At 62.2% G+C, this 23057-nt stretch carries 21 protein-coding genes; 10 read left to right on the forward strand and 11 right to left on the reverse strand.

Annotated features, from left to right (window positions below; genetic code table 11):
• Positions 1-10 precede the first annotated feature (10 nt).
• Positions 11-331 carry an NIPSNAP family protein gene (locus PDMSB3_RS24740; RefSeq protein WP_007176649.1) on the reverse strand — a complete coding sequence of 107 codons (321 nt, stop codon included), beginning with the start codon at positions 329-331 and terminating at the stop codon, positions 11-13.
• Positions 332-426: 95 nt separating this feature from the next.
• Positions 427-1587 carry a porin gene (locus PDMSB3_RS24745; protein WP_007176650.1) on the reverse strand — a complete coding sequence of 387 codons (1161 nt, stop codon included), beginning with the start codon at positions 1585-1587 and terminating at the stop codon, positions 427-429.
• A 488-nt stretch (positions 1588-2075) separates the two neighbouring features.
• Between PDMSB3_RS24745 and PDMSB3_RS24750 the strand changes: the two genes are divergently transcribed.
• The 3 genes from PDMSB3_RS24750 to PDMSB3_RS24760 all read left to right on the forward strand — a co-directional run bounded on the left by PDMSB3_RS24750 (position 2076) and on the right by PDMSB3_RS24760 (position 4694).
• Positions 2076-2984 carry an NAD(P)-dependent oxidoreductase gene (locus tag PDMSB3_RS24750; protein ID WP_165188046.1) on the forward strand — a complete coding sequence of 303 codons (909 nt, stop codon included), beginning with the start codon at positions 2076-2078 and terminating at the stop codon, positions 2982-2984.
• 53 nt (positions 2985-3037) lie between these two features.
• Positions 3038-3619, forward strand: coding sequence for an amino acid synthesis family protein (locus tag PDMSB3_RS24755; RefSeq protein WP_007176652.1), 582 nt, complete (start codon positions 3038-3040; stop codon positions 3617-3619).
• A 91-nt stretch (positions 3620-3710) separates the two neighbouring features.
• Positions 3711-4694: a 2-hydroxyacid dehydrogenase gene (locus PDMSB3_RS24760; RefSeq protein ID WP_007176653.1), complete on the forward strand. Its 984-nt coding sequence runs from the start codon at positions 3711-3713 to the stop codon at positions 4692-4694.
• Here the strand turns inward: PDMSB3_RS24760 and PDMSB3_RS24765 are convergent.
• Entirely contained in the window at positions 4687-6084 is a 1398-nt protein-coding gene (locus tag PDMSB3_RS24765) for an FAD-binding oxidoreductase (RefSeq protein ID WP_165188049.1), read from the reverse strand. The genes PDMSB3_RS24760 and PDMSB3_RS24765 overlap by 8 nt on opposite strands.
• 91 nt (positions 6085-6175) lie before the next feature.
• Here PDMSB3_RS24765 and PDMSB3_RS24770 point away from each other — a divergent pair, with 91 nt between their 5' ends.
• From PDMSB3_RS24770 to PDMSB3_RS24785, 4 genes are all read left to right on the forward strand, one after another.
• On the forward strand, positions 6176-7180 hold the full coding sequence (locus PDMSB3_RS24770; protein ID WP_007176655.1) for a LysR family transcriptional regulator: 1005 nt from the start codon (positions 6176-6178) through the stop codon (positions 7178-7180).
• Positions 7181-7262: 82 nt separating this feature from the next.
• Positions 7263-8129, forward strand: a complete 867-nt coding sequence (locus tag PDMSB3_RS24775) for an MBL fold metallo-hydrolase (protein WP_007176656.1) — start codon at positions 7263-7265, stop codon at positions 8127-8129.
• On the forward strand, positions 8126-9130 hold the full coding sequence (locus PDMSB3_RS24780; RefSeq protein ID WP_007176657.1) for a Bug family tripartite tricarboxylate transporter substrate binding protein: 1005 nt from the start codon (positions 8126-8128) through the stop codon (positions 9128-9130). The genes PDMSB3_RS24775 and PDMSB3_RS24780 overlap by 4 nt, the downstream gene beginning before the upstream one ends.
• Before the next feature lie 66 nt (positions 9131-9196).
• On the forward strand, positions 9197-9490 hold the full coding sequence (locus PDMSB3_RS24785) for a DUF4148 domain-containing protein (protein ID WP_007176658.1): 294 nt from the start codon (positions 9197-9199) through the stop codon (positions 9488-9490).
• 79 nt (positions 9491-9569) lie between these two features.
• On the opposite strand, the gene PDMSB3_RS24790 is transcribed toward PDMSB3_RS24785, so the two are convergent.
• The 6 genes from PDMSB3_RS24790 to PDMSB3_RS24815 all read right to left on the reverse strand — a co-directional run bounded on the left by PDMSB3_RS24790 (position 9570) and on the right by PDMSB3_RS24815 (position 18002).
• The gene (locus PDMSB3_RS24790) at positions 9570-11012 is read right to left on the reverse strand and encodes a mechanosensitive ion channel family protein (protein ID WP_232064324.1); all 1443 of its coding nucleotides are present in this window, start codon (positions 11010-11012) and stop codon (positions 9570-9572) included.
• Positions 11013-11056: 44 nt separating this feature from the next.
• Entirely contained in the window at positions 11057-12613 is a 1557-nt protein-coding gene (locus PDMSB3_RS24795; RefSeq protein ID WP_165188051.1) for a TolC family protein, read from the reverse strand.
• Positions 12600-14630, reverse strand: a complete 2031-nt coding sequence (locus tag PDMSB3_RS24800; RefSeq protein ID WP_007176661.1) for an FUSC family protein — start codon at positions 14628-14630, stop codon at positions 12600-12602. Before PDMSB3_RS24800 ends, PDMSB3_RS24795 begins: the two co-directional genes overlap by 14 nt.
• Entirely contained in the window at positions 14611-15660 is a 1050-nt protein-coding gene (gene mdtN, locus PDMSB3_RS24805) for a multidrug transporter subunit MdtN (RefSeq protein WP_007176662.1), read from the reverse strand. The genes PDMSB3_RS24800 and mdtN overlap by 20 nt, the downstream gene beginning before the upstream one ends.
• A complete protein-coding gene (locus tag PDMSB3_RS24810; RefSeq protein WP_007176663.1) occupies positions 15657-15932 on the reverse strand; it encodes a YtcA family lipoprotein in 276 nt (91 codons plus the stop codon). Before PDMSB3_RS24810 ends, mdtN begins: the two co-directional genes overlap by 4 nt.
• Before the next feature lie 666 nt (positions 15933-16598).
• A complete protein-coding gene (locus tag PDMSB3_RS24815) occupies positions 16599-18002 on the reverse strand; it encodes a PucR family transcriptional regulator (protein ID WP_232064325.1) in 1404 nt (467 codons plus the stop codon).
• A gap of 227 nt (positions 18003-18229) precedes the next feature.
• Between PDMSB3_RS24815 and PDMSB3_RS24820 the strand changes: the two genes are divergently transcribed.
• On the forward strand, positions 18230-19270 hold the full coding sequence (locus PDMSB3_RS24820; protein ID WP_007176665.1) for a hypothetical protein: 1041 nt from the start codon (positions 18230-18232) through the stop codon (positions 19268-19270).
• An 11-nt stretch (positions 19271-19281) separates the two neighbouring features.
• On the forward strand, positions 19282-19653 hold the full coding sequence (locus tag PDMSB3_RS24825) for a hypothetical protein (RefSeq protein ID WP_197740274.1): 372 nt from the start codon (positions 19282-19284) through the stop codon (positions 19651-19653).
• A 121-nt stretch (positions 19654-19774) separates the two neighbouring features.
• On the opposite strand, the gene PDMSB3_RS24830 is transcribed toward PDMSB3_RS24825, so the two are convergent.
• Together PDMSB3_RS24830 and PDMSB3_RS24835 are read right to left on the reverse strand one after the other, a co-directional pair.
• Positions 19775-20992 (reverse strand): sensor histidine kinase, encoded by a 1218-nt coding sequence (locus PDMSB3_RS24830; RefSeq protein WP_165188053.1) that lies wholly within the window; start codon positions 20990-20992, stop codon positions 19775-19777.
• Between the two features lie 152 nt (positions 20993-21144).
• Positions 21145-22047, reverse strand: coding sequence for a LysR family transcriptional regulator (locus PDMSB3_RS24835; protein WP_165188055.1), 903 nt, complete (start codon positions 22045-22047; stop codon positions 21145-21147).
• A 103-nt stretch (positions 22048-22150) separates the two neighbouring features.
• Here PDMSB3_RS24835 and PDMSB3_RS24840 point away from each other — a divergent pair, with 103 nt between their 5' ends.
• The gene (locus PDMSB3_RS24840; protein ID WP_165188057.1) at positions 22151-23017 is read left to right on the forward strand and encodes an aldo/keto reductase family oxidoreductase; all 867 of its coding nucleotides are present in this window, start codon (positions 22151-22153) and stop codon (positions 23015-23017) included.
• Positions 23018-23057: the final 40 nt, after the last annotated feature.

Genomic DNA, 23057 nt, shown 5'->3' on the forward strand with positions numbered 1-23057 from the left:
TTGCGTACCGTCATGCTTCCGGCAACGGTGAAAACGACATGGGCAGCAGAATCCGGTTGCGTTGACGGATGGAAAGTACGCGCACCTTCTTCGAGTATTCCATCCAGCCGGGATCGGCGGCGAGCCGTGCGCGGCGTGCGGCTCGGTCCGCGTAACTTTCGTATGCCCAGATATGGACGATCTGGTTCAGCGGGCCGAGGTCGGTATGGAAATAGCCGATGAGTCGGCCGAGGATCGGGCGCTGGATCGCGATGCCCTCGTTCTGGATGAGCTCGATGTACTCGCCCAGCCTGCCGGGCTGCAGATCGTAAGTCCGTTCTTCAATGATCATATGCGCTCCTGTCCTGCGGCATGCGTGAAACGCGCGTCGGGCAGAGAGCAGCGAGGGCTTCTGTCCGGCGGCAGGGAGTGGAAAAAAAGCCGCGCTCAGAAAAGATGCCGGATGGCAAGCCGGACCACGCCCTGGTGATTGACCGAGGACGGCGACAGGAAGTTGAGCGCGGCCACCGCTGGCGTGCCGTTTGAATTGACGCCCGACGCTTTCTGATACGAAGCCACCAGATAGAAGTCGGTGCGTTTGGAGACGATGTAGTCGGCCCCTATCGACACCTGGTTGTATTTCGCGCCGACGTCGCCGTTTACCGACGCACGCCGGGTGTAGTTATAGGCGGCGGTCGTCGAAAATGCCGGGGTGAACTGGTAGCCCACTTCCGCTTCGTAATCGTTGATTGCCGCGGTGCCTCGCAGACGGGCACCCGCGCCCGCGTTGCCCGGATCAGCGCCCAGTTGCAGAAAGCGGCTGTTTGTATAGGTGCCGCCGAAGTACAGCTTGCCGATCGTGTAGATCGCTCCCGCTGCGAATATATCGAGGGCGCGGGCCGACGCATAAGCGTTATAGACGGGCGACGTAATCGCAGCGGGCGCGTTGGCGCCGTTGTTGTACGCGGAAACGAACGGATCCTGCATATCGGTGTACGCAATCGCGGCCTGCAGCCCGCCGCCCGTATAGCCGATGCCCGCACCCCAGCCCGAATTCTTGTTGAAATTGCCGCCCGTGCCGCCGAGGCTATACAAACCGCCAACCGTGAAGCCGTGATAGCTGATGCTGTTGTAGCGGATCGAGTTGTTCACGCGGAAGGTATTGTTCAGATTGTCGACGTCGCCGGCATGAGCAATGAAGCCGCCGCCCCAGCGACTCGAGGCCACGAGATTCGCGCCGACGAACTCATAGACGGTGGAGTACTGGCGTCCCACGGTCAACGTGCCGAACTGCTTCGAGTCGATGCCGACATACGCCGCGCGGCCAAACAGCAGGCCGTTCTGTCCGAGCTTGCCCGTGTCGATATCGAAACCGTTCTCCAGCCGGAAGATCACCGACTGACCGGCGCCGAGGTCTTCGGTGCCTTTCAGGCCCCACCGGCTGCCGTACCACTCGCCGCTGACCATGTTGAACTGGCGCCCGCCGTTGGCATTGCTGACGTAGTTGATACCGGTTTCGGCGATACCGTATAGCGTCAGACTGTTTTGCGCGTGGGCCGCGCCGGCACATAAAACCAGAACGAATGATGTCGCGCATTTCATGTTCATGAAATGGTCTCCTTAGTATTTGATCTTGACGAGCTACCGCGCCTTTTAGCCGCTCTTCGCATTACCGTACACCTTCGCCGAACGAAACTTTGTCTGCAACGACACGCGGCGGACCCGGCTTTAATATCGTGCTTCCGTAAGCGGGCTGTAGTCATGCTAGGCAGGCCGGATGAACGGATCAAAGCGCGTTTTAGTCACAGCGAATGTGACGAAATCGCGAGGAGTGCGCAGCAACGATCACGGCTCTATCGCTGTAAGCCAATACGGGCGGGGCTGTGCGTCAAATGCGCGGAGCGAATCCGCCGCACGGAAAAACGCCGGGCCTTAACCGCGTGTTATATCCGACCGCTGTTTTTGCATGCGACGAAAGTCACCGCTATCCCTAAGATTTCCATACGGACGGTCGCAAAGCGGTTCAGCCGCACCGGCCACGGACGATGAGCGTCCATACGGATCTCAGAACAAACGCTTAACGGGAGCATGACGACGTGAAAATCGGACTCATCGGATTGGGCAACATCGGACAGCATTTCGCCACCCGGCTTCTTGCCGCGGGTCATCCGCTGGTGGTGTACGACACGCGCGACGAAGCGATGCAGCGATTCGGCGCGCTGGGTGCCGAACTCGCGAAGGACACGGTCGATCTCGCGTCGCGCGCGGAGGTCGTGTTCCTCAGTCTGCCGCTTCCTTCCGTCGTCGAGGAGGTGGCTACGGGTCCGCACGGCGTGTCGCAAGGCAGCAGCGTGCGCATCGTAGTCGACCTGTCCACCACGGGGCCCAGCGTATCGAATGCCATTGCGCGCAAACTCGCGGATCGTCATATCCAGTTTCTCGGTGCGCCGGTGAGCGGGGGCACGGTGGCCGCGGAGAAGGGAACGCTCACGGTGATGGCGGCCGGCCCGATGGAAGCGTTTGAAACGGTGGAACCCTGGCTTCGCGTGATCGGCAAGAACCTCTTCTATCTGGGTGGCGGCGCCGGACTCGGGCAAACCATGAAGATCATCAACAACACGCTGTGTGCCGTCGGCATGGTGGCGAGTTGCGAGGCGCTCGTGTTCGGCGTGAAAGCGGGACTCGATTCGGCAATGATGCTGGACATTCTGAACGTATCCAGCGGGCGCTCGTTCGCTACCCTCGAAAAAATTCCGCAGTGCATCCTGCACCGTGATTTCCCGATGCGTTTCACGACCGAACTGATTCACAAGGACGTCAAGCTGTGCATCGAAGAGGCCGAGAAACTCGGCGTGCCGATGATCGTCAGTCCGGCGGCGCGCGCGTTTCTGTCGTTCGCGATCACGCAGGGCGACGGCGGCAAGGACTATGCGCACACGATCGAGCATTTCGAAAAATGGGCGCGCGTGCAGTTCGGATCGACGTCCGAAACATCCGGCGAATAGCGGCTGTCCGTTGCGTTCGCCGGCGTTTGCCACGTTTAACCGGAGAGGCTCCCATGTCGTTGATCAAGATACGCAAGAAACTGCTCACCATCGAAACCGTCTATCACGAAGGTGGGCCGCGCGCGGATGTGCCGCTGAAGCTCGGCGCTATCGCGTGCATTATCGAGAACCCCTTTGCCGGACGCTACGTCGAAGACCTGAGTCCGCTTGTGCGCGACGCGCGCGAGATGGCCAATGAGATGGTGCCCGAACTCGTCGAGGCGCTCGGCGGCAAGGACAGAATAGAAGCGTATGGGAAGGGCGCGATCGTCGGTCTGAACGGCGAACTGGAGCATGGCGCAATCTGGCATGAAGCGGGTGGCTGGGCCATGCGCGCGGTACTGACCGAAGCCAAATCGATCGTGCCGGCGGCGAAGGTCGTCGCGTCGGCCGGCTTTCACCTGCAGATTCCGTTGCATCACATTCGCGCCGCGTACGTGCGCAGCCATTTCAATACGTTCGACATGGGCGTGGTGGACGCGCCGCGTCCAGACGAACTGCTGTACGCGCTGGTGATGGCGACCGGCAGCCGTATTCATGAACGTCTCGGCGGCCTGCGCGTCGAGCAGATATCGGTCAACGACGGACAGCGCTAACCCGGTCAACCGTGCGCCGGGCGGCACGCCGCAAACTTTACAGGACGGTCCGCGACGTGCCTCGCACTCAATCACTCTGGATACCAATAACATGGGCGACGCACCGACATCGCAGAACTCCGGCAAACCCGTTGCGCTCGTGCTGGTGTTTATCACCGAGGCACATCGTGAACTGGTCGCGCAATCGTTCGATCTGATCTATGCGCCCAACGCCGCGCTGGGTGCGGACCGTTCGAACGGCGCGGCGCAGATCGCCGCGCATGGACCGGCAATCGAGGTGGTACTGACGAACGGCACCAACGGCATTACCCCCGATGAACTCGACGCGATGCCCAACCTGAAGATTGTTTGTACGTTGGGCGTCGGCTACGAAAACGTGCCGCTCGACCATGCGCGGCAACGCGGCGTGGCGGTCTGCAATGCCGCCAACACCAACGACGACTGCGTCGCCGACCACGCGATGGCGATCCTGCTGGCGGCGGTGCGCGGCGTTCCAAAACTGAATCGGCAATGCCGCGAAGGTATCTGGCGCGACGATATCCCACGGCCGCCGCACGTCTCCGGAAGACGCATGGGCATTCTCGGCCTCGGCGCGATCGGGCGCAAGATCGCGCGCCGCGGGGTCGGCTTCGACCTGGAAATCGGCTATTTCAATCGCGCGCCGAGGCACGATGTGCCATACCGCTACTTTACCGGCGTCGTTGCCCTCGCGGCGTGGTGCGATTACCTGATGGTCACCGTTCCCGGCGGCACGCAGACGCAGCATATGGTGAACGCCGAGGTGCTCGATGCGTTGGGGCCGCAAGGCGTGCTCGTGAATGTCGCGCGCGGCGGAGTGGTCGATACGGCGGCGCTGGCGCAGTCGTTGCGCGAAGGGCGGGTGTACAACGCCGCGCTGGATGTCTACGAAGGCGAACCCGAGCCGCCGCGAGTGCTGTTCGAGTTCGACAACGTGGTGCTCACGCCGCATGTCGGCGGAATCTCGCCGCAGGCGATTCACGCTTCAGTCGTGCGTTTCATCGAGAATGCGAAGCTTCATCTTGCCGGCAAGCCGCTGCTCTCACGGGTCAATTGAAGAGCAGCTTGCCCGGGTTGAACAGATTGTGCGGATCGAGCGCGTTCTTGACCGCTTGCATGGCCTGAAGGCTCGCGACATCGAGCGCCTGATGCAGCAGATTGTTTTTGCGGCTGCCAATGCCGTGCTCGGCCGAAATGCTGCCCCCGAGTCGCAGCACCTCGCCGTACACGAATTCGTCAATGCGGTCGCAAAGCGCGTTCGGCATCGCATCCGGGATCAGCACGTTGGCGTGCAGGTTGCCGTCGCCGAGGTGTCCGAAGCCGGCCCACGCGCAGCGCTCCGTCATGCTCGAAAGATAGCCTTCGAGATGCGCGACGAATTCGCCCATATTGCCGGCGGGCAGCGAGACGTCGTGTTTCAACGAACGGCACCGTGCTTCGGCCAGCGGGAGACGTTCGCGCAGAGTCCAGAATGCGTCGCGCTCGGCAAGGCTCGACGCGAGCGCGGCGTCCGCGGCGAAGCCCGAGGCGATGGCCTGATCGAGCGCACTGGCGAGTATGTCGTCCAGCAGACCGGGCGGCGTCGATCCAGATAGTTCGACGAGACACAGACAGGATTCGTCGAAGCCGGGTGGCATTCTCGTGTCCGGGAACTGCGTCGATACATTGGAGAGCGAGCCGTTCGACATCCATTCGACACCGCTCAGAAAGTCCGCACAGTGAGCGCGCAATACGCCGAGCAATTGCAGCGCGTGTTCGATGTTCGCGCATTTGACCAGCGCGGTGGCGTGGGCAAAGGGGCGCGGAAACAGACGGAGCGCCGCGCCGGTGATGATGCCGAGCGTGCCCTCGCTACCGATCAGCAGATCGCGCAGGCTATAGCCCGTATTGTTCTTGCGCAAGCATTTGAGGTCGCCGATAAGGCGGCCGTGTGCGTCGACGGCTTCGATGCCCACGCATAGTTCGCGCATATTGCCGTAGCGCAGCACCGCATTGCCGCCCGCATTGGTGGCGAGATTGCCGCCGATCGTGCAACTGCCTTGCGCGGCGAGGCTGAGCGGAAAGAGACGGTCGTGGCTTAGCGCTGCATCTTGCACGTTCTGCAGGATGCAGCCCGCGTCGACCGTGATGAAGTTGCCGAGCAGATCGATGCCGCGAATGCGGTTCAGGCGGCGTGTGCATAGAACGAGTTGCCCGCCGGTCGAATCCGGGGTCGCTCCGCCGGCCAAACCGGTGTTGCCGCCTTGCGGAACGACGGAAACCTGATGTCGCTTCGCGATGCGTATCGTCTCGCCTACGTCTTCGACTCGCGATGGACACACCACGGCGAGTGACCGGCCATGCAGGTGGCCACGCCAGTCGACATCGTACTGTGCGCGGTCTTCGTCGCGCACAATGGCGGCGCGGCCGAGCGCGTTTTCGAGTTCTTGCAGACAGTCGGTCGACATCGGCTACCTCGTGCTGAGTTGTTCGGCCACTGTACCGGCTAACGCGGCGCGCGATAAATCGCAAATTCCGGCGCGTTGATAAGGGAACGAGATGAATGACGGAAGCACGGTCTCGCGGCGCGCGACACTGAAGCAGTTGAGGGCGTTCTGCGAAGTTGCCGAGCGCGGCGGTTTCAACGCTGCCGCTCAGGCGCTGCATGCAACGCAGCCAGCGGTCAGCGGCTATATCCGACAGTTGGAGCGCGCGTTAGGCGTCTTGCTGATCGAGCGCACCACGCGCAGTGTCGCGCTGACGCCGGCAGGTCGCGAGCTCTTGCCGCGACTGCGCAGTGCGCTCGCCGACATGGATGCAGTGTTGATCGAGGTCTGCGCGCTCGCGCGCGAGCCATGCGCTCACGTAGCCATCGCGGCCGCCGGCTCGGTCGTCACGCTTTTGCTTGCGCCGGTCGTCGCGGCACTGCGTGAGAGCCATCCGCATCTGACGCTGCGCGTCATCGAGACAAGCGGGCAACATGTCCGGCGTCTCGTGCAAAGCGGTGAAGTTTCGTTTGGCATGACGACACTCGACGGATGCGAACCTGAGCTCGATGCGCGCCCGCTGTTGTCGGATCGGTTCGGCGCGCTCATGGCGAAGCATCATCCCCTTGCGTACGGCGAGCGTGCGTTGAACTGGTCCATGCTCGCTGGCGAAACGCTGGTCGAGCTCACCGAGGAGAACTGCATGCGCCGACTCTTCGACGACTCCGTCGCATTTCGCGCAAACGCCGGGCCTCGCATTGAAGTGTCGACCGTTCATGCGGCGGTGGCGCTCGCCGCGCAGGGCGGAAGCATTGCGGTACTGCCGGCGCTATGCGCGCATGCGTTTGGGACGCCATCGACCGTTTTTCACCCGGTGGATGGTCCGGAAATCTGGCGCAGTGTCGGTGTCGTGCGTCGGCGTGGTGCCGTGATATCCGTGGTGGAAGAGCAGATTGTGCGCAGCCTGGGCGGCGAGGCCGAAGCGCTTGCATTTAGCGCTGCTACGCGTTCAGGTACGCACGGCGACGCGCTGCATCTGCGTTTGGCCGACATGGCCTGCACGTCACCTCGTGCGTGACATAAACGAACTTGTGAGCCTCGCGGTGTGGTGAATATGATGGTGCATGATTGCCCGCCATCCCTGACGAATAGTGAGTGCGATGTTCCACTGCGACGAACTGAAGATCCATCGTATTGTCGACTATCAGGGGGCGATGGTCGCGGCAACCACGATGTTTCCCGATCTCACCGAAGACGTGCTCGCCGCGAACCGTTCGTGGCTTCAGGGAATCGGCGCGCTCTCGCCGGATGACCGCATCGTGCTGTGTTTTCAGTCGTATCTGATCCAGACACCGAACCATGTCGTGCTCGTGGATACCTGTATCGGCAACGACAAGGAACGGCAGACGCGGCCGCATTGGCATCACAGGCGGGATGAAACCTATCTTCGCGCGCTGGCCCGCATCGGCATGACGCCCGCGGATGTGGACTTCGTGTTGTGTACCCATCTGCATGTCGATCATGTGGGCTGGAATACTCGCCTCGAGAATGGACGCTGGGTGCCGACATTTCCCAACGCGCGCTATCTGTTCTCGGCGAAGGAGATGGCGTTCTGGGCCGCGCGAAACCAGGAGCAACCCGTACCGCACCTGATCGATAGTGTCCTGCCCGTGATCGAGGCCGGGCGTGCGGAGTTGGTGCGCAATACGCATGAATGTAGCGAACATGTCCGCCTCATTCCCACGCCAGGGCATACGGTCGATCATGTCGGCATCGCACTCGGACGGAACCGTGATTCGGCAGTGGTCACGGGTGATCTGATTCATTCGCCCTTGCAGTTGAGGCATCCGCAACTGTCGATGCTTCGCGATTTCGATCCGCTCGTCGCGACCGCAACCCGCCGACGTTTTCTCGAGCGCTACGCTGAAACGGAGACCCTGTGCTGCGCGGCGCATTTCCCCACGCCGTCGGTGGGCCGGATTCTGCGCGTTCCTGAAAGCGACGCGTTCGAGATGGTTGCGGCATGAGTTCCGCTCGAACCGGCACGGAACACTGGCGCTGGCGTGCCATGCTGGCGGCCTGCACTGTCGTGCTTGGCGTGTCGGGCGCGCTTACGCAGACCGACGCGCGGGCGGAGTGGCCGGAAGGACCGATCCGGCTTGTAATTGCCTTTCCAGGAGGATCGAGCGAAGCACAGGCGCGCATTCTTGCCAAAGCACTCAACACCTATCTGGGCCAGCCGATCGTTGTCCAGGCGCAACCGGGCGCGGGCGGCAATATCGCTTCCGCTTACGTTGCGAGAGCGAGGCCTGACGGCTATACCATTCTGCTCGGCTCCAACACTTTTTTCGAAACCAATCCGCTCGTCTATAAAGACATCGGTTATCAACTGGTCGACCTCAAGCCGGTGAGCATGCTGTCCGAACAGACTTATGTGCTCGCCGTTCGACCTGGTCTCGGGCTGCGAACGGTCCGTGAACTGGTTGACTTCGCCACCCGCAATCCCGGAAAGCTGACCAATGCGACGGCAGGTATCGGCAGTCCGGTTGCACTTGCCAAACTGGAGTTCGAGCAGAAGACAGGCGTGCGCTTAACCGACATTCCGTACAAGGGCGGCGGCGAAGACACGATGGCGGTTCTGGGCGGATTCGCCGACCTCGAATTCAGCGGCGTAACCGATGTTGCCGGCAACATCGAGGCCGGCACGTTGCTGGCGTTGGGCGTGACGAGCCGTCAACGGGCGCCTCGCCTACCCAACGTGCCGAGTCTCGAAGAAGCGGGGCTTACGGGATATCAGTTCACAACCTGGAATTGCATTTTCGTGCCCGCTGCGACAGCGGCGCCGATCGTCGCCCGGTTGCATGCCGCACTCGTGAAATCCATTCAGACACCGGAGGTGAGAGCCGAATTCGAGCAATTGGGATTTGCCGCAGTCAGTAGTACCGGAGATGCTGCCGCCCGCAGGCTGGCTTCCGAGGCACAGAGCTGGAGTGCGCTCTTCCGCTCGCGTGGCATTGTCGCAAAGTAGAAGCAGCCGATAAGAAATTCTCTCGACGGATCAAACAAGGTCCGTCTTACATCTGGAGACGCCACCATGATCCGCCTTTTTTCTACACGGGTATCCGCCGTTGCTGCGTTGATGTCGGTCGCTTTCGTGTTTTCGCCGCTGGTTGATGCACAGGGTACGGACACGAGCGCATCTTCACCAAAGCAAGTTCGAAAAGCACAGCGCAAGGCCGCGCGCGCCAATCGGACCGCGGAACTCAAACAACTCGAGAGCAATGGTTATAAACCGGGTAAGGATCAGGCCAACTATCCGCAAGATATTCAGAACGCCGAGCGCAAGTCCGGGCCGGCGGCACATCCGGCGCCGGCGTCGGGACAGTAAGCTTTCAGGCGTGGAGAATATGCGCGGCGGCGAATTGCATTGACGCGTTAGATCGATTCGTTTGCCCGTCGCGTCGAGATCAATCGGAGCCGAAGTGAAAGATACTTCGGATTCGCTGTAGCAATTGCCCTTGCGGACCGATGTCGGGCGAGGCACGAACGGCTACCTCACGGTGGAGTATCTCCATGCCACGACGTACCGACTTGTCGAAAGCGAATGCCAATTCCGTGTTTTTTGCCAGCAGGGGTGCGATCGCTTCGCGCGGAAGCCGGTAGATCCTGCAATGGGTGCGTGCCACCGCGGTAGCCGCGTGCGGCGCCGCGGTGAGCATGCCGATTTCGCCGACATACTCTCCAGCACCAATGCAGCCGACCGTTCCGGCTACGGCTCCCGATTTTCGCGTCAACTCCAGAATTCCCGCGGCTACCATGTAGAGCGCGGCGTCCGCTGCGTCTTCCGAGAAAAGCGCCTCTCCGGGTTCGAGCCGGAGCAATTCGAAAAGATCGGCAAGACTGTCGAGTTGCCGTTCGTCGAGGTACTCGAACAGGGTGATGTCGCGAAGCAGTCTGCGGACCGTCAACGCCTCATCGGTGAGATTGAGCGTTGCCGTTTCGTCCCGGCGGTCCTGGTCGAGAAAGCCGGCATAGTGCAGTTGACGGCGCGCGGCCCGCAGCAGGATGTCTTTAGTAGAAGAAAGGTGGCGGGTATTCCCGACGAAGAAAGAGATCTTGTAGGCATTGCGCCTTGCACCGAGTTGAGTGAGCACGGCACTCGGCGCGGGCACCGAAAGAATATCCGGACACAGCAGTGTCGCGTGAAGCAGGGTTTCGATAACGCGTTCCGGAACCGCACTTTCGGGGCAGACTATCTCGACGGATGCGGCCCTGCGTTGGCTCGGACTGCTTCGGTTGACGATCTCGGCCTTGGCAATCAGGCTATTTGGAATGATCGCCATGTCGTCTCCGTCCGTGTGAATCCGGATCGACCGCCAGTTGATCTGCGCGACGACGCCCTCGATCTTGTCTGCGATCTGGATTCGATCCCCCACGCTGAACGGTGCCTCGATGCCGACTGCGATGCCGGAAAAGACGTCCGCCAATGTATTCTGCAGTGCGAGAGCGAGCACGATCGCCACGACGCCGGAAGTGGCGACCACGCCGGTAATCGGCAGCGCGAAGACCGAGTTCAGCACGATCGCGGCGGTCGCGATATAGATAGCCGCTGCGAACAGGTCCGAGAAAAGCCGGGCCCCGCGCGAGCGCCGGTCGCGATGGAGTGCGAACCAGAGGCCGCCAACCACGATGCGCGAACCCAGCAGCCACCATGCGCCGCCTATCGCTCGCAGCCACAGCGCCCCGCTGTCGGCATGATCGGGCAAGGGCGGGAATACCGGAAAGAAGATGCCCTGTTTGTGAAAATAGAAACTGATGACGAGAAAGCAGCTGACGTCGAACGTGATACGGACTTTGTCCGAGAAGCGCCGCAGCCCGAGCACGCCCACGAGCGTGATCGCGACCAGCATGGCGGCGGAGAGCAGAGTCAGATTCATCTCGTTCTCCTTCGGCGCTATTCAGGTGTGGTGCCGAGCGTGCCGGTCGCCAGCGCCAGCATGGCCGCGGCGGACAAAGCCGTGCTGTATGCGTCGGTGGATGCGTTTCGTGCCTGCAGAAGCTGGCTGTTCGCCAACGTCAGGTCCGTGATGGAGCCGACGCCGCTGTGATACGCCGCGAGCGCCGCATCGAATGTGGTTTGGGCCGCGCCGGCGAGTGCTTTCGATGCCTGGTATGCCGAAAGACTCGTGCGCAATGCATTGTCGGCTTGTACGATCTGGCGGACTGCTTCGTCGCGCACGTGCGTCAGGCGGGTGTCGGCGTTATCGGCATCGGCCCGCGCCTGGGCCAGTACCGCCGAGCGCGTGCCGCCGTCGTAGAGCGGTATCGTCAGGCCGACGAAGATGCCGCCGTTGAAACGGTGCCCGTTGACGTTGACGGTCGGCGGTTCCTGACTGGCCGAGGGGAGCGCTGTCAGATTCAGGCCTCCCTCGTTGTATGAGCCGATGGCCGACAGGAAAATTTTCGGCATGAATTCGGCTTGTGCCGCCCGAATGTTCGCGAGGCTTGCGCTTCGTGCCGCGTAAGCGCCGAGCACGTCGGGCCGCCGCCCGAGCGATTCGGAAACGATCGCTTCCACCGAGGTCGCCATTGACGGTGACAGATTGCGTCCCGCTACATCGGCGACCTTGATGCGGGTGAGGGGCGAGACGCCCATCGCCGTCAACAAGGCCAGATACGCATCCTGTTCGCCGCCGGTGGCCTGCACGAGTGCGAGGTTCGCCTGTGCGGTGCCTTGGCGTGCCTGCGCGACCTCGATCACGGTGCCTATGCCGTGTTTGTAGCGCTCTTCCGCGGCGCTCTGAACGGCTTGCGCGTCGCTCAGCGACTGCGCGGCGGTCGCGGCGCGGGCTTTGGCGGCGGCATACGTGTAAAACGCAAGGGTGACGTTGTAGATGACCTGCTGATGGGTGGCGTTAAAGGCGATGTTCGAGATGACCGACGCCTGCTTCGCCGCCTCGACCACCGCCGCGCGTTTGCCGAAGTCGAATAGCAGCCATTGCAGAGATACCGCCGAGACGGTGCCGTTCGCGGAGCCGCTATTGTTGAAGTTCACGCCTTGCACCGAATCGCTGCCGCTGTTGCCCTGAAAACCGCCGATCGCCGTGGCGGTGATCCTTGGCAGGTAGGTGCTCTCGGCGATGCCCGCGGCGAGCGCCACCCGTCGTGCGTCGTTCCAGGCAATGCGTGTCGCCGAGTTGTTCGATTCAGCGACGTCGATCAGCCTGGGCAGGGAATAGACCTCGTTGGGATCGACAGCGGGAGCAGGCGGGATATTCGTCAGCGCGGAGTTCACGGGAAGCACATAGCCGTTCGCCGTTGCCACCGGGTTTCGTTCGCCGGCGATGATTTCGCCGCTGGATGTGGTCGAGGGCGACCAGGGCTGATCCGGTCGGGGCGGCGCCATATCGAGCGCCGATGTCGCGCAGCCGGCCAGCAGAAACGACGCCAGGACGGCGACGATGGAGCCGATGGAGCCGATGGAACCGATGGAACCGTTACGCACGCACATAGTCGGCCCTCCCGTTCTCGTCTTCGACTGGCCGGTTGACTGCGTCTTCCAGCCTGGCGAGAAAGGGATCGACGAGCGCATGCGTTGCACCCAGGGCATTCGCTTTCGCTGCGTCTCCGGAGTAGCGCGGTGAATCCGCGTGTTCTGACGCCGGCAGCGTCGCTTGCCCTGTCGTGTCAGGGCCAAATGTTGCGGCCAGGCGATCGAGCCGGCTCGCGAGCGCAGCAACTGCGAGAGGCTCTCGCGCGGAGTCGATGAGGAGCGGCCCCTGCAGCAGTGCGACGGCATCCGCAACGCGCCTGCGCCGGTCGAGCCAGCCAGGCGCAGGGCGAATGGAGGACGGCTCATAGCGCGACAGATCGAGATCCTGCTCGATGGCGCCAAGCGCTGCCTGAGCCTCGGCGGCGAGCGCCCAGCGCCTCGGCTGCGTGTCGGAGCCGGCCATTGCGGCCAGGCGGCGAAGCAGGGCTGCAATGGCGGGATCGATGCGCTTCGCCACGCTGACCGGCCAGATCTGCGTGAACACTACTGCGACGACGAGGTTGCCGAAGAGAATGCCGATCACCCGGTCGCGAGCGGTGGTCATGTCGAAGGCAGGCGACGGGCCCTGAATCACACAAAGAAAAAATGCGAACGCAATCTGGAAGCCGATATAGGAAACACGCGGGCTGCCTGCCGCGATCCAGCCCGAGAAGAGCGTGGCGACGAAAACAATGGCCATCAGCGCACCGATCGACGTGACGTTCGGCATCAGGAACACAATCGCCGCAATGCCGGCTGCCGCGCCGATCAGGCAACCGACAATCCGCAACGTCAGCTTTTCGACAGTCTCGGCGGTGGTGCCGAGCGAAACGATGTAGCAGGTAATCAGGCAGGTGTGGATTCCAGGCCAGTTGAGCAGCGAATAGACGACATAGCAGAACATGGCCGCAGCGGTCGTCTTTAGCGCGTATTGGACATGGGCCGGGTTGGCGAACGCGTCCGGTACGAAAAACCCTCCGGTGCTCTTCGCTGCCGGTGGCGGTTGCAAGGCCGTCGGCGGCGGCTCGGCGAAGCCGGCCAGCGCGGCACGCAGTTCCGCCAGCGCCGCCGCCACGAGCGGCGACAACGCGCTCTCGCCGTCGATCTGCGCGAGCGTGATGTCGACCGGATAGTTGCCCGTCTGGAGAATCGCCGCCATCTCGTCGAGTGTCTGCGCGATGTGCTCGCAAAGGCGCCCGGTTTGCGGCGTTGCGGGTTCGCGCGCGATGACGTCCAACATGGCGAGGATCGCGGCGGTTGCCTGAGTGGCTTGCTTCAACGCGGCAATGTCCTGCGCGGGCGAGGTCTTCTCCGCGCCGGCCAGTTTCAGCCAGGCCGGGACTTCGCCGGCCCCTTCGTGCAGGCATGCGAGGAAAAGCCTGCGGGTGTTCTCATCGGGTGAGCGAAGCAGCGTTGCGCCGACGCGCAGCCGATGCGCCAGCGCGCGCCCGGCAAGTCGCCGCGGCGCCGGCCCGGCGACGAGGTTGACCACGATCGAAACGCCCGCCGGAATGCCGACGAAGAGCCATGCGTAGAGCAATGCGCGGGTCGCGATCTCGCCGATATGCGCCGTGCCGAGCAGATCGAGAGCATAAGCCGCGATCAGCGCGACGATGGCGGCGATCGGCTTGAGCTTGCTCGCCGACGCCGCGAACAGCATGCAGAACGACACCAGCGTCATCGCGACGACCCGCCAGAGCGGCGCGTCGATCACCTGCATGGTGATCAGGAGGACCGTGCTGACGATCAACGTGATCAGCAGAAGTAGGACAGCGCTTATGACGACACTCGTCGCGCGATCGGGTTTCATCACGAAGAAGGCGACATAGGCGGTGAGCGCCGGCTCGGGCGTCTGATAGATCTCGACGACGAGCGTCGTCAGCGCACAGATGACAGCCAGCCGGATCGCGAATTCGAGCCGGCCGGGAAACGGTTCGACAATGGCGCGAATCCGCTCCGCCGCGAAGGCCTGCTCGTTATCGACAGGCGTCGCCATGCTTGACCTCCACGACGGCTGTAGCGCCCAGTCTCATGAGCTGCTGCGGGGGATTCTCGAGGCGGATGCGCACCGGAAAGCGCTGAGCGACCCTGACCCAATTGAGCGAACGCTCGATATAGGGCACCGAGCGGGGCAGGGAGATCCGGTCGGTGTCGAGTACGCCGGCGCCGATACCCTGAACCGTGCCCTTGATGGGCCGGGCGCGGTCGATCATCGAGAAAGCCGTTACGCAGTCGCCGACGGCGATGGCATGCAGATCGGTTTCCCGGAAGTTCGCGACCACGAACCATTCATCGTCGTTGACCAGCGTGAACAATGTCTGCGCCGGTGCAACGATCTCACCGGTCAGCACGCTGAGTCCGACGACGCGCCCGCCGTGCGTCGCGCGTACGGTCGTGTCGTTCAGCGCGTGCCGCGCGATATCGAGCGCTGCCTGCCGCGCGCGCACCGTTGCCTCGGCGCCTGCTTCCGTGTCGATTGCCTGGACGGCTGCCGTTTGCTGTTCGCGCGCCTGCTGGAGCGAGGTGGTGGCATCGTGCCTTGCGGTCTGCGCCTGATCGAACTGCTGGGCCGGCACGTAGCCTTTCGACGCCAGCGGCCCAAGCCGTTCCACCGTGCGCTCCGCAAGGCCGAGATTGGCCTTGGCCCGTTGCACCTGATCCGCTGAGATGGTCGCGGTTGACCGCTGGGTCGACAGCACACGCCGCTGGGTATCCAGTGCGGCTTGCGCTACGCTCAGGTCCGCCTGGGTCTGCGCCACCGTCAGGCTATACGGAACCGGGTCGATCTGAAACAGCAGATCGCCTTTTGCGACGTGCATGTTCTCGGCCACCGGAATATCCACGATCCGGCCGCCGACCACGGACGCCACGTGGACGACATCGGCGTCGATCGTGGCGTCGTCGGTGGACGGCATGACCGAACTCCTGTGCAACACATAGAGTGCAAAGAGTACGGCGGCGGCGACGATTGCAAGCGAAATCAGCTTGGCCCAGAGCGGGCGACGAGGGCTGCCCGCAGCCCTCATGGTCCGTGCCCAAACCAGAGCACCCACACGAGCAGGCCCGCGCAGACGCCGATCGCCGTGCAAACGAAGAGCTGAAAGGGCAGGACGTCGGCCAGCCCGGAGAACACGAAGAGCGCTCGCGCGCCGATCGAGGCAAGGACGCCGAGCGCCGCGCAAAACATCCAGGCGGGAAAGAAGGCACCGAACAGCGCGAAAGAAGGTGCGCCGCGGGTGGCGCACCCGTTCAGGGTGCCCAGGGTGAGTGATATGAGGAGTGCGTGTCGTTGCCTCATGACCATCCTGTCATTCGGGTTTCGAGAACGGCGTTGTCGGTCGCCGTCGCTGCCAATGCACGGCACCGAGTGTACCATCGCGCCGCCGGTGTGGGCGCCCCGGCGAACTCGTCGTGGCCACCCGCTTGATTTGAGGTCGATTGCGATGCTGCGCCTGTTACGGTTCGTCAACCGCGGGGCATAGTTCGTGTCAGATGCCGGGTTTGCCGGAACAGAGAAGAGCATCGGGATCATCAAACGTTGAATGGGCAGGCGGTGATGACGTTGCAGATATATTTGCCATCCTAATCATCAAGACTGCCGTGCGCGGATCAGTGACCGCCTTCTGGCTCAAGGTATTTTCATCTCGGGATGATTCAGTGCCGGTCTGTGAGCGATCTGGCGGCGCTCGCGGGAAACTCGACAATCACCTCTGGACGGGAGAGCACGACAGATCTTAAAGTTATCCTGACCTCTCGCATATGTAACAACACACAATGGAGTTAGCTCTTTTCACAATGCCGATACGCGCGAGATCCGCCTACGAATTACCGTGTCGTTAGGGGAGAGTTGGCTGCGGGCGCGACGAGGCAGCGCACGCGGTGAAAAGCCCTCGTGCCTGCTCTATCGTGCGCTGAAGGACGTGCCCGGAGTCGTCGTTCCCAAGCGCGGATAACCGGGCAATCTTTATTTGGGCGAGCCGCGCAGCTTGATGGCGATGTCGAGCTTCGATACCCAGCCGGCGTCGTCCAGTCTTGCGCCGAGAATGTTTTCGATTCGCTCCAGCCGGTAGTTGAGCGTATTCGGATGAATACCCAGCACGCTTGCAGTTACCTTTCTTCGCTGGAGCTGATCGAAGTAGGTTCCGAGTGTTTCGAGCAAGTCCGGCTCACTGGCAAGCTGTTCGACCAGCGAGACGAGATAGCGCAGCGCGTTCTTCGCGCCACGCACACTCTCTTCGACGACGATCTCCGAATACAGACGCACGCGCTCTTCGCCGCTGCGAGCGCGGCCAAAGCCGAGTGCCCGGCTTGCCTCGTCCGCGGACGTGGCCCAGCCCGCCGCGCCTTCGCCCATGAGACCGACGCCAATCGCCCTGATTTCAGGCAATGTCTCCGCGATGGACGCTATCTGTTTGCCTACCTGACGATCATTGATGCTCATCAGGTCGCCGAGCCGTGAGGGTATCCACACGAGCAGTTGTCCACGAAACCAGATGGCGACGAGTTCGTCGACGGGCAATTTGAGGCGCCGGGCAGTCGCGGCAACGATCCGGTCGAGTTCGCTTTTGAAGCTGGGCGAATTGCTGTCGATCCGGTCGACGTCAATGGCCAGCGCTATGCGGGGAATAGTCCCGTCGAGGCGTAGCGCGGCTGCCGTTTTGGCGAATCCTTCCGTGTCTTCGGGGAAGTTGAAAATAATGCTGTGTAACTGATATCGCAGCGATTCACGCCAGCGGGCCTGCTTGTATTGTTCTTCCAGGTAAGTCTGCGAGATGATTTGCGCCATGATGTCGAAGAACTCCATCAAATACGGGGAGATCTGAAATAGCAGCTCATCCCGCAGGCTGTCGTCTTTCTCGTCGAGCTCAATATAAAAGCACCATAATTCGCGCGAGCCCAGTCGAAACGCACGCAACAGCGCTTCGAGGGGTACGCCCTGCTGAACCCGCCGGCGTCCGTACTCGCGGAACGTTTCAAGCTCCTCCCCGGAAGGCGCGCTCCCGGACAACAGTGTGTCGAACCATAGCTTCGAAGATAGAGCGATCGAATTGCGGATATCCAGCCTGGCGGATGAAGCAAGGTCGGCATACGGCTTGATATTCATCAGTGCCGCGTAGACCCGATCGATGACGCTCGCGTGATCCAGAGCCGCTTTCTCGGTCCACGTACGTAAGGATGGGGAGATTTCAGGTATGCGGATTGTCACGCTTTGCACTCCTCCAGGGTCTGCTCGACGTTGGTTAAATTGCAGGCGAGCGTGGGTTCGTGTCGATAGGCCAGTTCTGTGCCAGGTCGTGTCGGCCGGTTTGCAACTGGCGCAATGATAAGTGGGAAAACCAAACGCGCGTGGCCAATTGGATTGTGACAATCTACAACGCCATTGTGGGTTCGCCCAATGAATAGGCGTGTTCAATCTATGTCGAAATATGTCACGCAGTGCGGAAAACGCCCCCAAAACCCTTGTCGTACGGGAGTTCTTTCCGATGAAACAGCGTGACATATCTTCCCTGTCGATTATGTCTACGCGTCCTTCTATAGTCCGTTCGTTGCCACATCGCAGTGACCGAAGTGGCCCGAATCCAGGAAGGATATATCGTGAAGAATCGTCCGTTCGTCGTCCCGGTCAGCGCTTCTGCCGCTGCCTCTTTGTCCGTCTCGGTGACGCCCCCGTCATCTGCACGCAGCGCGCTACGCAAGCTCATACTCTGCGCCGCAACGGCTGTACTCACGCTCGGCAGCGCATCGGCGTTCGCGTGGTCCGAACACGGCACCGCATATACGTCGCGCGGCACTTATAACGGCGCGCGTTACGGCGCGTGCGGCGGCGGCAGCTGTTCGCATGCGGGCGGTGTCGTCGGCCCCTACGGCGGCCTCGCCACCAACACCGGCACGGTGACTCGCACCGCGCCGGGCCAGTTCTCGAATTCGGGCACCGCGACGGGCCGCCACGGCAACTCCGTCCAGCACTCGGGCGATACCAGCTGCGCCGGTGGCACGTGTTCGCATACCGGCACCCTCACGGGGCCGGACGGCAAGACGGCCGCCACCTCCGGCGAGGTCACGAAGACCGGACTGGGGCAGTATTCGTCGTCGGGATCGGTGACTGGTTCGAACGGCAATACGGTTAGTCATTCGGCGTCGACGAATTGCACCGGTTCAACATGTTCGCGTTCGGGCACGGTGAGCGGACCGGATGGCGGAATCGTCAGTCACTCCGGTTCGGCCACGCGCGTTGCGTCGGGCGTCGTGACGACCTCGTCGAGCGTGACGGGCGTACACGGCAATACGGTGACGTCGGGCGGGACGGTTGTGGCGAGCACGGGTGTTGTGGCGACGGGCGGTACCACGGTCGTCGTGGCGCCGAAGCCGGTTGTCGTCGCGCCGCTGGTCGCGTATGTGCCGCCACCCGCAGTTGTCGTGTCGCCTGCGCCAGTCGTGGTTGCACCAAAGCCGGTCGTGGTCGCGCCAGCGGTGGCCTACGTGCCGCCGCCTCCAATTGTCTACGTACCGCCGCCTCTGCCGCCTGCCGTGTATGTCGCTCCGCGGGTGGTGTATGTCGCACCGGCGCCGCGTCCGGTGGTTTGGGTGCCGGGCCATTGGATCGGGCGTGTCTGGGTGCCTGCGCACTGGTCGTGATGGGAGCCGCCATGCGAGTCAAATCACGTGGGACAGTTGAGCAGAGTGAAAGCACTGCGTTCAGACCGGCTTTCAATGAATTGCGGCCCGGGCGATTCTACAAACCGGGCACGCTGGCAGCGATCGTCGTTGCGACAGGATTGCTGATTGCAATCAGCCGCTTCGGGACAGCAGCAGGCACGCGCGATGTGATGGGATCGTCGCGGGAATGCTCCGCCCGGTATGTGGCGCTGCTCGATCTCGCGGAACTGGCAAGACGTGATGGCAAGTCGTCCGAAGTGGTCGTGCGCGGGCTGAACGACAGGGGCGGCGCGATGAGCGGGTGTGTGTCGACGGGCGGCAGTGGATCGGTGGCCGCGCTGACCGCGCGGCCCTCCCGCTGAACACTCGCGCCCGCGTTGCTTCCATAGGGCGTATGCGTGAGCGTCGGAGTTGAGACTGGACCGGCTATATCACGTGTGGCCAATTCGCGATCAGCCTCGCGAATGTCAGTCTCCCGCGCTCTTATTGCGGTTCCGCGAGTGCCAGCGGGAAGCGGATCTCGAATGTAGTCCCCACACCTTCGCGCGACGCAAAATTGATCTGCCCGCCCAACACACGGCTCAGTTCCTTGACGATCGCGAGACCGAGACCCGTGCCGGGAATATCTTCGCCCGCAGCGCGCTCGAATTCGTCGAACACGCGGTCCGCGTCCGAAGGCGCAATACCCACGCCGGTATCGGAGACGCGAATCGACCAGTGCGACTCGTCGGCCATCGCGAACTTGAGTTCGATGCCGCCGGACTTCGTGTACTTGGTTGCGTTGGAAAGCAGATTGACGGCAATCTGTTTGAGTTTGAGACGATTGGACGTGACCGCCGTCAATGCAGGATCAAAGGCTGCATGCAACGTGAGCCCTTTCGCCTCGATCGACGGACGCGAAGAGGCGACCAGTTCATCGTAGAGTTCCCGCAGTTCGACCTGTTCGAGTGTGAGCGGAGCGCCGTCGCCGAGCACGACGGAGTACTCGACGATCTGATCGACGAGCTGTTTCATATCCGCTGCCTGGCGGTTCGCCAGCGTCAACGCGGTATCGGCTTTGCCGGGCGCGCGCGCGATCAATTGCAGTGCGATGGTGAAGGCATTCAGAAAGTTGCGCAGATCATGAACCACGCTGCGCGTGATCTGCATGCGCGACTCGTAAAGGTCGCTCACCAGACGCTGTTTCAGCGTGAGTTCGTGATTGGCGCGTTCGAGCCGGCCGGTATATTCGTCGATCTTGCGGTCGCGTTCGCTCACCACTTCCTTGACCGACGTGAGAGTGACCATACTGAGCGTTTCGGCAATCAGGCGCCGTGCCCGACTCTCGTGGCGGCGCGTGAACGATTGATCGAGACTGGCGAATTCTTCCAGCATGTCGGCGAGCGTCTGATGAAAGAGATCGAGCTCACGCACCAGTTCCTCGATACGATAGCCCTGGCGCCAGCGCACCTTGCCATGTTTTCTCGCATCGCTCTCGATGCCCGGCTCGACCCGTTCGAGATCTTCGACATCCAGTGCCAGACACAGTCCTTCGAGAATTTCCGGCAGATGATCGGCGAGTTGCTGATAGGTAAGTTTGTCCGCTTCGATCAGATCGGCGTCGCCGAATACGGCGTTCATCCACTGCCGGGTGAGTCGGGTTCGTTCCGCGCGAATGAAATCGGCAAAATTGCGCAGGGGGCTAGTACGTATATCGGTCATGGTGTCGCATTGGGATCGGTTCCGCCATTATCACCGCAATCGCGCGCTATGGAACACCTCTTGCGTGACTGAAAGTCAATGAAGACGACCGGCTACACGACGGGCCTTTGATACGGTCAATTTTGCCGGTATTAATTCCCTATTAACCTGCTTCACGCAGCCGGGTTGAGCGCCTTCAAAAAATCGACGAACGCGCGCAATGGTGCCGGCAAATGGCGACGCCCGGGATAATAGAGAAACGGGCCGGAAAAGCGCTGCCACCACGGCTCCAGAATCGGCTCCAATGCTCCGCTATCCAGATGCGGGCGCAGCATGTCTTCGAACAGATGAATGACGCCCACACCCGCGACGGCCGCGCTGATTGCGAGGTCGATTGCCGCGCCGGGGCGCACCAGCAGCGGTCCCGACGGATTCAACTGCAACACTTCACCATCGCGCTCGAAATACCAGATCGGCATCGCGCCGCCGGCGAACTGGCCACGTAGGCACGCGTGCGAGAGCAACTCACCCGGATGCTTGGGACGTCCGTGCACGTCGAGATAGCCTGGCGCCGCGGCCGTGGCGAAGCGTTGCACACGCGGTCCGATCGGAATCGCGATCATGTCCTGTTCGAGTCGCTCGTCATAGCGAATGCCGGCATCGCAACCGATGGACAACACGTCGACGAAACCATCTTCGACTACCACCTCCACGCGTATGTCGGGATACGCTTTCAGGAACGCCGCGATGATGCCCGGCAAGACGATGCGCGCGGCGCTCGACGGCACGTTCAGTTTGAGCGTGCCGGCCGGCTTGTCCCTGAAGACGTTCAGTACGTCCAGCGCCGCTTCCATTTCGCTGAATAGCGGCGTCAGCTTCTCGATCAGACGCAACCCGGCCTCGGTCGGAGCGAGACTGCGCGTGGTGCGGTTGAGGAGGCGCAAACCGAGCTTCGCTTCGAGACGGCGCACGGCGATGCTCAGACTCGACGCCGAAACGTTGCCGATGCGCGCCGCGTCGCGAAAGCCGCCTGCGCGCGCGACCGAGACGAATGCAGCCAGATCGTTCAATTCCATGATCACTGTTCACATTATTAAACAACCTGTACACGTTAGACGTCTTTATTTAACAGCGCAACCACCGCCATACTCTGCTCGACCACTCACCAAGGAGAGCACCATGTCGAATCCCACCACCCCGGACACCTTCCTGCTGGCCGGCCGTCCGGTGCGCCGCATGGGCTACGGGGCCATGCAACTGGCCGGCCCCGGCGTATTCGGACCGCCGAACGATCGTCACGCCGCTGTCGCCTTGCTGCGCGAGGCGCTGGCTTCTGGCGTCAATCACATCGATACGAGCGATTTCTACGGGCCGCACATTACCAACCAGTTGATTCGCGAGGCGCTGCATCCGTATCCCGGCGACCTCGTGATCGTCACCAAGGTGGGTGCCGTGCGCGGCAGCGATGGCGCGTGGTTGCCGGCGCTCGAACCGGAGGATATCGAGCGTGGCGTGCATGACAATCTGCGCAATCTCGGCCTCGACGTGCTCGACGTCGTCAATATGCGGATGATGGGCAACGTGCATGAACCCGCTGAAGGTTCGCTCGAAAAGCAGGTGACGGCCCTCGCCGAACTTCAACGCCGCGGGCTCGTGCGCCATATCGGTCTGAGCAACGTCACCGCGACGCAGATAACGGAGGCGCAGCGCATCGCGGAAATCGTCTGTGTGCAGAACCACTACAACCTCGTCCGCCGCGAAGATGACGCGCTGATCGACGAACTCGCGGGGAAGGGCATTGCGTATGTGCCGTTCTTCCCGCTTGGCGGCTTCACGCCGATTCAGTCGTCCGCGCTGTCGGACATTGCGCAAACCCTCGGCGCGACGCCGATGCAGGTGGCGCTTGCCTGGCTATTGCATCGGTCCCCTAACATTCTGCTGATCCCCGGCACGTCGACGCTCGGGCATCTGCGGGAAAATCTGCAGGCGTCGCAGTTGAGCTTTACCGACGAGGTGCGCGCGCAACTGGATGCGATAGGCGGTTGACCAGGGCCGGTGGCGCAACGCGTCGATCCGCACGCTGGGC

This window comes from Paraburkholderia dioscoreae (genome assembly GCF_902459535.1).
Classification (GTDB): domain Bacteria; phylum Pseudomonadota; class Gammaproteobacteria; order Burkholderiales; family Burkholderiaceae; genus Paraburkholderia; species Paraburkholderia dioscoreae.

What these genes read in the sequence shown, in the direction of transcription:
- PDMSB3_RS24770 (WP_007176655.1), top strand. Translation starts at nt 6,176, where the DNA reads ATGAATGACGGAAGCACGGTCTCGCGGCGCGCGACACTGAAGCAGTTG.
- PDMSB3_RS24840 (WP_165188057.1), top strand. Translation starts at nt 22,151, where the DNA reads ATGTCGAATCCCACCACCCCGGACACCTTCCTGCTGGCCGGCCGTCCG.
- PDMSB3_RS24765 (WP_165188049.1), bottom strand. Translation starts at nt 6,084, where the DNA reads ATGTCGACCGACTGTCTGCAAGAACTCGAAAACGCGCTCGGCCGCGCC.
- PDMSB3_RS24740 (WP_007176649.1), bottom strand. Translation starts at nt 331, where the DNA reads ATGATCATTGAAGAACGGACTTACGATCTGCAGCCCGGCAGGCTGGGC.
- PDMSB3_RS24810 (WP_007176663.1), bottom strand. Translation starts at nt 15,932, where the DNA reads ATGAGGCAACGACACGCACTCCTCATATCACTCACCCTGGGCACCCTG.
- PDMSB3_RS24795 (WP_165188051.1), bottom strand. Translation starts at nt 12,613, where the DNA reads ATGTGCGTGCGTAACGGTTCCATCGGTTCCATCGGCTCCATCGGCTCC.
- mdtN (WP_007176662.1), bottom strand. Translation starts at nt 15,660, where the DNA reads ATGAGGGCTGCGGGCAGCCCTCGTCGCCCGCTCTGGGCCAAGCTGATT.
- PDMSB3_RS24775 (WP_007176656.1), top strand. Translation starts at nt 7,263, where the DNA reads ATGTTCCACTGCGACGAACTGAAGATCCATCGTATTGTCGACTATCAG.
- PDMSB3_RS24835 (WP_165188055.1), bottom strand. Translation starts at nt 22,047, where the DNA reads ATGGAATTGAACGATCTGGCTGCATTCGTCTCGGTCGCGCGCGCAGGC.
- PDMSB3_RS24825 (WP_197740274.1), top strand. Translation starts at nt 19,282, where the DNA reads ATGCGAGTCAAATCACGTGGGACAGTTGAGCAGAGTGAAAGCACTGCG.
- PDMSB3_RS24800 (WP_007176661.1), bottom strand. Translation starts at nt 14,630, where the DNA reads ATGGCGACGCCTGTCGATAACGAGCAGGCCTTCGCGGCGGAGCGGATT.
- PDMSB3_RS24755 (WP_007176652.1), top strand. Translation starts at nt 3,038, where the DNA reads ATGTCGTTGATCAAGATACGCAAGAAACTGCTCACCATCGAAACCGTC.
- PDMSB3_RS24785 (WP_007176658.1), top strand. Translation starts at nt 9,197, where the DNA reads ATGATCCGCCTTTTTTCTACACGGGTATCCGCCGTTGCTGCGTTGATG.
- PDMSB3_RS24790 (WP_232064324.1), bottom strand. Translation starts at nt 11,012, where the DNA reads ATGCTGGTCGCGATCACGCTCGTGGGCGTGCTCGGGCTGCGGCGCTTC.
- PDMSB3_RS24830 (WP_165188053.1), bottom strand. Translation starts at nt 20,992, where the DNA reads ATGACCGATATACGTACTAGCCCCCTGCGCAATTTTGCCGATTTCATT.
- PDMSB3_RS24780 (WP_007176657.1), top strand. Translation starts at nt 8,126, where the DNA reads ATGAGTTCCGCTCGAACCGGCACGGAACACTGGCGCTGGCGTGCCATG.
- PDMSB3_RS24760 (WP_007176653.1), top strand. Translation starts at nt 3,711, where the DNA reads ATGGGCGACGCACCGACATCGCAGAACTCCGGCAAACCCGTTGCGCTC.
- PDMSB3_RS24745 (WP_007176650.1), bottom strand. Translation starts at nt 1,587, where the DNA reads ATGAACATGAAATGCGCGACATCATTCGTTCTGGTTTTATGTGCCGGC.